Annotated in this window: 7 protein-coding genes; all 7 read left to right on the forward strand. The window is 61.6% G+C overall.

Going from position 1 to position 10643, the window contains the following annotated elements:
- The first annotated feature begins 9 nt into the window (after positions 1–9).
- A complete protein-coding gene (locus tag J0909_RS15135) occupies positions 10–798 on the forward strand; it encodes an ATP-binding protein (RefSeq protein WP_207264119.1) in 789 nt (262 codons plus the stop codon).
- 149 nt (positions 799–947) lie between these two features.
- The gene (locus J0909_RS15140; RefSeq protein ID WP_207264121.1) at positions 948–2960 is read left to right on the forward strand and encodes a methyl-accepting chemotaxis protein; all 2013 of its coding nucleotides are present in this window, start codon (positions 948–950) and stop codon (positions 2958–2960) included.
- A 164-nt stretch (positions 2961–3124) separates the two neighbouring features.
- Positions 3125–5305, forward strand: a complete 2181-nt coding sequence (locus J0909_RS15145) for a sensor histidine kinase (protein WP_207264122.1) — start codon at positions 3125–3127, stop codon at positions 5303–5305.
- A gap of 165 nt (positions 5306–5470) precedes the next feature.
- On the forward strand, positions 5471–6580 hold the full coding sequence (locus J0909_RS15150; protein ID WP_207264123.1) for an NADH:flavin oxidoreductase/NADH oxidase: 1110 nt from the start codon (positions 5471–5473) through the stop codon (positions 6578–6580).
- A 184-nt stretch (positions 6581–6764) separates the two neighbouring features.
- A complete protein-coding gene (locus J0909_RS18445) occupies positions 6765–8909 on the forward strand; it encodes a methyl-accepting chemotaxis protein (protein ID WP_286182058.1) in 2145 nt (714 codons plus the stop codon).
- A 581-nt stretch (positions 8910–9490) separates the two neighbouring features.
- Positions 9491–9736, forward strand: a complete 246-nt coding sequence (locus tag J0909_RS15160; RefSeq protein ID WP_207264124.1) for a CopG family ribbon-helix-helix protein — start codon at positions 9491–9493, stop codon at positions 9734–9736.
- On the forward strand, positions 9723–10001 hold the full coding sequence (locus J0909_RS15165) for a type II toxin-antitoxin system RelE/ParE family toxin (RefSeq protein ID WP_286182059.1): 279 nt from the start codon (positions 9723–9725) through the stop codon (positions 9999–10001). Before J0909_RS15160 ends, J0909_RS15165 begins: the two co-directional genes overlap by 14 nt.
- Positions 10002–10643: the final 642 nt, after the last annotated feature.

Consider the following 10643-nt stretch of genomic DNA (forward strand, 5'->3'; position numbering starts at 1 on the left):
GCATCTCTCATGAAAATAGCGTTTGCAGGCAAGGGCGGCGTGGGCAAGACCTCGGTGTGCGCGTGGGTGGCGGACTGGCTGGCCCGTAGCGGCAGGAACGTGTGGCTGGTGGACGCGGACACGGCCTTGTCCCTGGGGCAGGCCTCGGGGCTTTCCCCCGCGGCGTTGCCCGAACCGCTTGTCCGGCGCGGTGATCTGGTGCGCGAACGCATTCACGCGGGCGGTTTCCTGAATCTGAATCCAGAGGTGGGCGACCTGCCCGAGGAACTGGCCGTGGACCTGCCGCTGGGCGGCGAGCCGATGCCGGGTGTGACGGCGGGACACAAGCGGCTGCTGGTCATGGGCGCGGTGACCAATGCGGGCGGCGGGTGCGCCTGTGACGCCAACGCGCTTTTGAAGGCGCTTCTCGCACACGTTGTCATGGACCGCGACGAGTGGGTCCTGGTGGATCTGGAGGCGGGCGTGGAGCATCTCGGACGCGGCACCGTGGCCCATGTGGACGGGCTGGTGGTGGTGTCGGAACCGAGCATGCGCAGTTTGCAGACCGGAGCCGAAGTGGGACGCATGGCCGCGGACTTGGGGCTGGATAACCAAGTGCTGGTGCTCAACCGGCACGGGGGTGGGGAGCCGCCCCGGCTGGACGGATTACCCGGGCGCTGGTTGGCCGTGCCGATGCTGGCCGGGCTGGCGGCGCGTCAGATGACGGACGGCTCCGTGCTCGGGCTGCCCGAGAGCGACAGGCTGGACGGCCTGGTGCGTGACCTGCTGCGTGACCTGCTGGAACACCTCGCAGGTTGACCCGCCGATCACCGGCGCGTGCGCCTGAGGGCCTCGTTTTATTCCATTTTTGTGGATATTTATAATTGCGTAAACCTATCATGGAGAGCATTTTTTAGGTTCAGAAGTGGGGGGATGTCGTGCAATGGTGAGAGTCCTGGAGGTGTTGGATGGGTTGGAAGGATTGTAAACTCTGTTTCAAATTCGCTGTGGGTTTTGGTTCGGTGTTGCTGTTGTTGGTGGTGCTCGGGGGCTGGTCGCTGTTCGGCATCAGCGGCATCGTCGGCAATGCGCGGGAGGTGATTACCGGGAACAAGCTTCGCGGCAACTTCACGCAAAAGGTGGTGGATCATTTGAAGTGGTCGGAGAAGGTTAACGAACTGTTGACCGATCCCAACGTGCACGAGCTGCACGTGCAGACCGATCCGCACCAGTGCGCCTTCGGCAAATGGTTTTACAGCGATGCCCGGCTCCGGGCCGAGAAGCTCGTGCCGGGATTGAGCCGGCTCATGGGCGAGATTGAAGAATTTCACAATACCCTCCATGAATCAGCGGTGGAGATCGCCAAGCAATATGCCCCGGCGGATGTGGCCCTCGGGGCTTTTTTGCGCGACAAGAAGCTCGACCATCTGCGCTGGATGGGTAAGGTCAAGGACGCGCTCATCGACCCCCAAGCCACCAAGACGGGCGTGCAGGCCGACCCGCACAAGTGCGATTTCGGCAAGTGGCTCTATTCCGAAGAGACGGCCCGGCGCATGCAGGCCGATCCCGAGTTTGGCGCACTGGTCCAGAAGATCATCGAGCCGCATCGCTCCCTGCATGAGTCCGCCTCCGAGATCGATGCGGACCTGGCCGCGGGGAACCGGGCCGCCGCTCAGGAATGGTTCCGGGATATCACCGGCCCGCTGGGCGAAGAGACCTTGAAAACCATCGACGGGGTGCTCGCCCTGAACGACGCCCGGATCAAGGGATATGAGGCGGCCAAGGCGATTTATGCCGGGACCACGGTTCCCGCCCTGGCCAAGGTCCAGGAGCTGCTGAACAAGAGTATGGACCTTATTTCCGCGAACATCATGACCGACGAAGAGATGTTGAAGAGGGCGGACGGAACCCGCATGGGCGTCATGATCTTCGGTGCCGTTTCCATCGTTCTCGGCGTGTTTTTGGCCTGGATCATCGCCCGGGGCATAGTGGTCCCATTGCGCAAGGGCATGGACTTCGCGCAGGTCGTGTCCTCCGGCGACCTGACCGCCGTGGTGGACCTGCACCAGAATGACGAGGTGGGCCAATTGGCCGATGCCCTGAGCCGCATGGCCGACCGCCTGAACAAGGTGGTGGCCGAAGTCAATGCGGCCACGGACAGCGTGTCGGCGGGCAGCGAGGAGCTGTCGGCTTCGTCTCAGTCGCTGTCTCAGTCCGTGGTGGAGCAGTCCTCGTCCATCGAGGAAATTTCAGCGTCCATGGAGGAGATGAGCGCCGGGGTGCGGGCCAATGCCACTTCGGCTAGCGAGACCGAGACCATCGCGTCCCAGGCCGCCGAAGGGGCCCGGGAGAGCGGCCTGGCCGTGGGCGAGGCCATGGACGCGCTCAAGTCCATAGCCGAGCGCATCACCATTATTCAGGAAATCGCCCGGCAGACCAATTTGCTGGCGCTCAACGCGGCCATTGAGGCCGCCCGGGCCGGAGAACACGGCAAGGGGTTCGCGGTGGTGGCGGCCGAGGTGCGCAAGCTGGCCGAACGCAGCGGCAAGGCGGCCGAGGAGATAGGCGGCCTGTCAGAGACTTCCATGGGCGTGGCCGACAAGGCCGGGCGCATGCTCGGCGAATTGGTTCCGCAGATCGGGCGCACTGCCGAACTGGTCCAGGAAATCGCTTCCAGCTCCATGGAGCAGGATAAAGGCGTGGCCGAGATCAGTGCGGCTATCCACCAACTGGACAACGTGGTTCAAAGCAATGCTTCGGCCTCGGAGGAAATGGCCTCCACGGCCGAGGAACTGTCGGCTCAGGCCCAGATGCTGGCCGAGGCCATGACATTTTTCAAGGTTGCGTCAGGCGGGTCCCGGGCCTCGGTAGTGGCTCGGCGCACGGCGGCCAGAGCGCTTCCCTCCGGGACGCCGGAACAGGACCGGGCCAAGTCCGGGCCCGACGGTCCCGATGGGGACGGGGAGTTCGATCGGTTCTGAGGACGCCTGTGCCCGTTCCGCCCTCTGCTGCGGGACCGCCCCGAAACGCCTTGGAGTGTTGCACTATCGTCATCGGGTTATAATTGTGCCAGTCGAGGCGGGAGAGTATATCCGTTGAAACCTCAAGACCGCCCGGTGGGTTTAGGGGATACAACGGGAGCCGCGTGAGCACGACGTCCTCATCCTTCTTCTTCAGGTTCTCCATGGCCGTTATCGTCCTGTTCGGACTGTACCTGGCCAGCCTGAAAAATTATCTGCTCTTTCACACCATGGTGGAGATGTTCTCCATCGTGGTGGCCTTCGGCATTTTCACCATCGGTTGGAACTCGCGCCACTTCATCAAGAGCAATTACCTGCTCTTCCTGGCCGTGGCCTATCTGTTCATCGCCTTTCTCGACCTCCTGCATACCCTGTCCTACAAGGGGATGGGCATCTTCACGGATTACGACTACTACGCCAATCAGGTATGGATCGCCACGCGCTACATGGAGAGCCTCTCCCTGCTGGCCGCTTTCTGGTTCATGAAAGAGAGCCGGACCGTGCATGCGGTTCGGGTGTTTACGGCCTATTTCGGGCTCACGGCCCTGATCGTGGCCACCATCTTCTGGTGGAAGATATTCCCGGTCTGCTTCGTGGACGGAGTCGGCCTGACCACATTCAAAAAGGTCAACGAGTACATCATTTGCCTGATCCTCGGGGCTGCGGGCTGGCTGCTTCTGCGCACGCGCGACCGGTTCGACCCGGTGGTTTTCCGCTGGCTGGCCGGGTCCCTGCTGTGCACCATCCTTTCGGAGCTGGCCTTCACCATCTACATCAGCAATTACGGCTTTTCGAATCTGGTGGGCCACTATTTCAAGCTCTTCTCCTTTTATTTCATCTACCGGGCCCTGGTGGCCACGGGCATCACCGCGCCCCACGCGGTCCTCTTTCGCGCCTTGCGGGACTCGGAGACCAAGTTCCGGGGGTTGGTGGAAAGCTCGCGGGACATCATCTGGGAAGTGGACGAAGGGTTGTGCTACACCTATGTCAGCCCCCGAGCGCGGACCATCCTCGGCCACGCGCCGGAAGACATGCTCGGCAAACAACCCTTCGACTTCATGCCTGCGGACGTGGCCCGGGCCGCTCGCGAGGCCTTTGCCCGAGGCGCCGGGAACGCGGCGCCGATGCAGAGCGAAATCGTTTTTCTGGACGGCAAGGGGCGGGAGGTGGTCATGGAAACGCGTTGCGTGCCCATCCCGGGCCCGGACGGCCGACCCGGGGGCTACCGGGGGGTGGATCGGGACGTGACCGAACGCAAACGGCATGAGCTCGAACTCCGACAGCTCCAGCGGGCCGTGGAGAACAGCCCCATCGGCATCGTCATCATTTCCGTGGAGGGGCTCGTCGAATACGGCAACCCGGTCTTTTTCGAGCGTCGGGAAATCACGGGGGCGGATGTTCTGGGGCGGGACATCGGTCCGTTCCTGGGCGAGGGCCCGGACGGCGCCGCCGGATACGAGGCCCGCGAGTTTCTGCTGCCCGGGCGGGTCTGGCAGGGGGACGTGTCCCGGCGCAACCGCCGGGGCGACCTGGTCTGGGAGCACGTCCTCATCGCCCCCGTGACCGACCGGCAGGGGACCCTGGTCAATTTCGTGGCCACCTTCGAGGACATCACCGACCGCAAGGCCTTGGAGCAGCTCAAGGATGATGTGGAACAGATCATGCGCCACGACCTCAAGAGCCCGCTCAACGGGATTGTCGGCATTCCTCAATTGCTTCTGGAAGACGGCAACCTGACCGAGCAGCAGGAAACCCTGATTCGGCTTATCGAGAGCACGGGATACCGGATCCTCGGTATGGTCGAACATTCGCTGGATCTGTTCAAGATGGAGACCGGGGTCTACGAGTACGTTCCGACCGAAGTGGACGCGGTCGAGGTGATGCGCATGGTGCTCGACGATCATGCCGGGCCCGCCCGGGCCAAGGACGTGGTCCTGGACCTGTCCGTGGGGGGAGCGGATAATGCAGCGGAATGCCGCATCCGCTCGGACAAGGACCTGCTCTATCACATGCTGTCCAATTTCATCGCCAACGCGGTGGACGCCTCGCCCGACGGCGGTATCGTGTCCGTGACCCTGGGCGGGGTCCCGTGCCGGCGCATCCGCATCCGTAACCGGGGCGCGGTTCCTGCGGCCATCCGCGATCAGTTCTTCGAGAAGTACAAGACCTGGGGCAAGAAGCACGGCACCGGATTGGGCACCTATTCCTCCAAGCTCATGGCCGACGTCATGGGCTACGGCCTGCGTCTGGATACCTCGGACGAGGACGACGAAACCGTCATTTCCATTTTCCTGCCGGAGGTGTGATCCCCTTTTCCGGGGAGCGCGCCGTCTTCCGTTTTCTTCGCAAGGCCCGTGACAAGACCGGGCTGCGGGCCTATTCTGAAGGCCGTGGAGTTTCCCGGCCCCTCGACCGGCCGGGCGGCGTCAGACGACGTGACGACAACCCGCTTGCGAACGGAGGAAACAATCATGGCCAATACATTCGATACCTTTACGCTGAAAGACATTACCCTGAAGAACCGCATCGTGGTGCCGCCCATGTGCCAATACCAGGCCGTGGACGGCTTGCCCAACCAATGGCACGAGGTCCACTACCCGTCCCTGGCCCGGGGCGGAGCGGCCCTGGTCATCGTCGAGGCCACGGCGGTCTCGCCCGAGGGACGCATCACCCCGGCCTGCCTCGGCCTGTGGAACGAGGCTCAGGCCGAGGCCATGGCCGGAATCGCGGCGTCCATCAAACGGGCCGGGGCCGTGGCTGGCATCCAGTTGGGCCACGCCGGACGCAAGGCGAGCGCCCGCGTGCCGTGGCGGGGCGACGACCACATGGCCGGGGACGACCCGGCGGCCTGGGAGACCATCTCCCCGTCGGCCGTGCCCTTCGGGGCCAATCTGCCGCGCGTCCCCCGGGCCATGACCCTTGAGGATATCAAGCGCGTCCAGGCGGACTTCGTCAGCGCCGTGCGCCGCGCCCGGGACGCCGGGTTCGAATGGCTGGAGTTGCATTTCGCCCACGGCTACCTGGGACAGAGCTTCCTGTCCGTTCACGCCAACAAGCGCACCGACGAGTATGGCGGCGACCTTGCGGGACGCGGCCGGTTCTTACGCGAGACCCTGGCCGCAGCGCGCGATGTCTGGCCCGAACGGCTGCCCTTCACCGCGCGTCTCGGGGTCATTGAGTTCGACGGCCGCGACGAAGAGACCCTGGCTGACGCCATCAGCCTGGCCAAGGACTTCAAGGCGCTCGGCCTGGATCTGCTCGACGTCAGCCTGGGCTTCTCCACTCCGGATGCGCGCATCCCGTGGGGCCCGGCCCTGCTCGCGCCCTATGCCGGGCGCATCCGCCGAGAGGTCGGCATCCCGGTGTCCTCCGCCTGGAATATCGACACCCCGGAACTGGTCCGCGACGTCCTGGCAAAGGAGCAACTGGATCTGGTCATGCTCGGCCACCGCCACCTGGCCAACCCACACTATCCCTACGAACTGGCCAAGGCCCTCGGGGTGGAGAAGCCGGCCCGGGCCACCTTGCCCGACTCCTACGCTCACTGGCTGGATCGTTATCGATCCAGCGACGAACGCTGAAACAGCCCGCGGAATGAACGGGCGGAACAAGGCCCCGGGAGCTCTTTCCCGGGGCCTTGTCTTCATCTTCATAATAATAATAGCTCGGTGTTGCTGCATTTGATATTCTCTATGGGTACAATAGTCGTCCGACTTGGCAGGGCGTGTGTTGTCTTTGTGGGTTCGTTAAAAAACAGGTGGGTGTATGCAGTTCAAATCAATCAAGACGAAAATCGTCTTCATGGCGGGAGGGTGTCTTCTCGCCACCGTTGCGGTGTTGGTGGGTATCCAGATGGTTTCCCAGTCTCGATCGGATCAATTCGTGGGTAAGCGGGTTGATACGCTCATCGAGCGCCAGACCCATCAGAGCTTGTTGGCCGTGGCCCAACGCGAGGCGGGCGTCATCAGCCGGAAACTGAACATCAACTTGGACACTGCCCGAACCCTCGCCGACGCCTTCAAAGCCATTCGCAAGATCTCGGGAGGGGGAGCTTCCCTCGACCTGCGGAAGGCATTCAGCGACGTGCTGCTCACGGTTCTCGAAGACAACCCCGAGTTTCTCGGTGCGTACAGCGCCTGGGAGTCTGAAGCCCTCGACGGGAAGGACGCCTTTTACGCCGGGGACAAGGCTTCCGCCCATGACGATACCGGGCGGTTCGTCCCTTACTGGAACCGGGACGAGAACGGCCGCATCGCGCGACAGGCGCTGGTCGGATACGAGGACGACTCGACCCATCCCAACGGGGTGATCAAGGGCGGCTGGTACCTGCTCCCCCGCAAGCGCCACAGGGAGAATATCCTCGATCCCTTCCCGTACATCGTCCAGGGCCGCCAGGAGTGGCTGACCACCATGTCCGCCCCCATCCTGAGCGACGGCAAGTTCCTGGGCGTCGCAGGCACCGACCTGCGCCTCAAGTTCATCCAGCAGTTGAGCGAGGAGGTGGCCAAGTCGTTGTATGACGGCAAGGCTCGGGTACAGGTCGTCAGCTATCTCGGCATCGTGGTCGCCGACAGCGCCGACGCGGGAGCGGTGGGCCGTCCCCTCAAAGATGTTTATCAGGGCGACTGGAAGAGCATTGTGGACAGCATTCAAGGCGGCAAGTCCTACGCCAATTTGTCGCCGGACAACGCTATGGTCGAAGTCAGCGCGCCCATCGACCTGGGGCGGACCCAAACGCCCTGGGGCCTTTTAATCGAAGTCGAGCGCAACGTGGTCTTTGCCGACGCTCGGGAACTCGCGCAATTCATGGCCGACAACTCGCGGCAGAACCTCATCATCGGGGTGAGCGCCGGTGCGGGTATCGTGGTCCTGGCCTGCCTGGTCCTCTGGTTCCTGGCCAACAGCCTGGTCGCGCCGGTACGCAAGGCCGTTGCCTTTGCCGAGAAGATCGCAAGCGGCGATTTCGCGGACAACCGTATCGACGTCAAGCAGAAGGACGAGATCGGGGCCTTGTCCATGACCCTGAAGGACATGGCCGACAAGCTCAAGAGCGTGGTGGTGGACGTCAAGACCGCCTCCGAGAGCGTGGCCGACGGCAGCGTCGAACTGTCCACCACGTCGCAGACCGTGTCCGAGGGCGCGAGCATGCAGGCGGCCTCCATCGAGGAGATCACCTCGTCCATGGAGGAGATGTCCTCGAATATCTCTCAAAACGCTCAGAACGCCCAGGAAACCGACACGTTGGCCACCAAGGCGGCCGATGACGCCCGGGTCAGTGGCGACGCGGTGGAAAAGACCGTCGCGTCCATGCGCAGCATCGCCGAGAAGATATCCATCGTCGAGGAGATCGCCCGGCAGACCAATCTGCTGGCCCTGAACGCGGCCATCGAGGCCGCCAGGGCGGGCGAACACGGCAAGGGATTCGCCGTGGTCGCCGCCGAGGTCCGCAAGCTGGCCGAGCGCAGCGGCGAAGCCGCCGCCGAGATCAGCGAGTTGTCCAGCAGCAGCGTGGACGTGGCGGAGAAGGCGGGCCAGATGCTTAAGCTCCTGGTCCCCGATATCGAGAAGACCGCGACGTTGGTTCAGGAAATAACCGCCGCCAGCAACGAGCAGAATGCCGGGGCAAGCCAGATCAACCACGCCATCTCCCAGCTCGACACGGTCATCCAGCAGAACGCCTCGGCGTCCGAAGAAATGGCCTCCACCAGCCAGGAGCTGGCTTCTCAGGGGCGGCATCTCCAGGATGTCATGGCCTTCTTCCGCGTGGAGGAGCACGGCTTCCAGCAGTCCACCACCAAGGTGGTCAAGAACAAGCCCGCCGCCATATCCCAGGGGAAGACCACTCCGTCTTCTCAGGGATTAGCTCTGGACATGGACGGGGACGACCAGGGCGACTTCGAGCGTTTCTAGCCGACCCTGCGAGTAATTGATCCTCCGGGGGCGGGACCGCAAAGGTCCCGCCCCCTTTTCCTTTCATTCGCTCGGGGCGTCTCTCCTAAAACGGGAACCGCCCGCCATGCGGGGGCTCTCTACTGCTAGCTGGCTCTGAGGTGGGGGACTTTACAGAGGGTGCTTTTAGTATAATTCCATGCCGTACTGCCATAGGAGTATGCCTAGGAGAAAACAAAAGGGACCTACGGTATCACCCCGTAAGTCCCTTAAATTTTGGTGCGCCAGGTAGGATTCGAACCCACGGCCGTCGGCTTAGAAGAACGACCAGGGCTCACGGAAGTTCAAGCGCCGAGCGGCTTGCCGCAAGGGTTTTGTTGCCTCGTCTTATCTTCATTTCCCAGNAACGACCAGGGCTCACGGAAGTTCAAGCGCCGAGCGGCTTGCCGCAAGGGTTTTGTTGCCTCGTCTTATCTTCATTTCCCAGAAAATGGCGGATATTTTACACGCGAATTTACACATGGCTGGCCTAGGACTGCTTGGGCCAGGAAAACATTGACTACAATGTACACAATGAATACCTTGTATACAAGGAGTTGACCATGAGCACCGTTACCGCCCGTATCCCGGAAGAGACTGCCGCCAAGCTGAACGCACTTGCCAAGGCCACCAACCGCAGCAAGTCTTTCATCGTTGCCAACGCCCTGGACCAATTCCTTGAGGAGCAGGCATGGCAGGTGGCCCGTATCAACGAGAGCATTGCCCAGGCCGATGCCGGTAATTTCGCCAGCAACGCCGAAGTGAAGGGCGCTTTCGCCAAGTGGGGCCTGAACGTTGACGCCGACTAAGACACGCTGGACGCCGATCGCGTTCCAGGACCTTGAACGGGTACGAGCCTACTTGGCAGAGAACGCCGGTACTGAAATCATGCTCTCCGAGGCCCAACGCATCTGGGACGGCTGCCAACGCCTCAAGCAATTCCCTGAAAGCGGCCGCCCCGGTCGCGTCCCCCTGACCCGAGAGGTCATCCTCCCCCCTTACGTCATTCCCTATCGTATCAAAGGTGATGCCGTCGAAATCCTGAACATCTTCCATTCCGCGCAGAAAAGGTAGCTGATTGGGTTCACCCTCTCCCGGCCCTTTGCCGGAGCTATCAGCCTCCGCATTTTGGGGGGCAGCAGTGCATGTAGTTGGGGTATCTCTCGGTGTTTCCCCCTCCTCTTGTAATGACCCCCCGGCGTCTTATTTTTTACCTCAGATTTTATCTTAGTTATTTCTGAGATTGAAATAAATCCTGAAATTTTTCCTGCATCAGCCTCTTTTAAAAAAAACTTCGTTTAGGGCTCCAGACGTCGATTTTACCGCCAATGAACGGTTCTTTGGCGGTTTTGACGCTTGGTGTACGTTTTTCAAGCAACAGGAAAATGCGCGTCAGAAAGCAAATCGTGTTGCAGAGGAAACATTTTAATATGCCTAAGAAAAAAATTCACTTCATCTCTGGCCAATCAATCTGGAACCCTGAACGCGTGAGTTTTGATCGGATTTCAAGGTCGGATAGTTGTGGTTCTCCTGGGTATGAATATTTCGAGGAGTTCACATACAGTGTGTACAGGAGGCAGAGGAACCTGGCTCGCGCTGTATACTCGATCGATTTTCACGAAGAACTCGCTCCATACCATATGATACGAGCCACATATCCCAAGGAGGTTGCCTAGGTAATCCCCCCCGAAAACTAGTTGTTCTGAAAAGTAGAAT

The organism is Desulfovibrio sp. Huiquan2017 (genome assembly GCF_017351175.1).
Lineage (GTDB): Bacteria > Desulfobacterota > Desulfovibrionia > Desulfovibrionales > Desulfovibrionaceae > Pseudodesulfovibrio.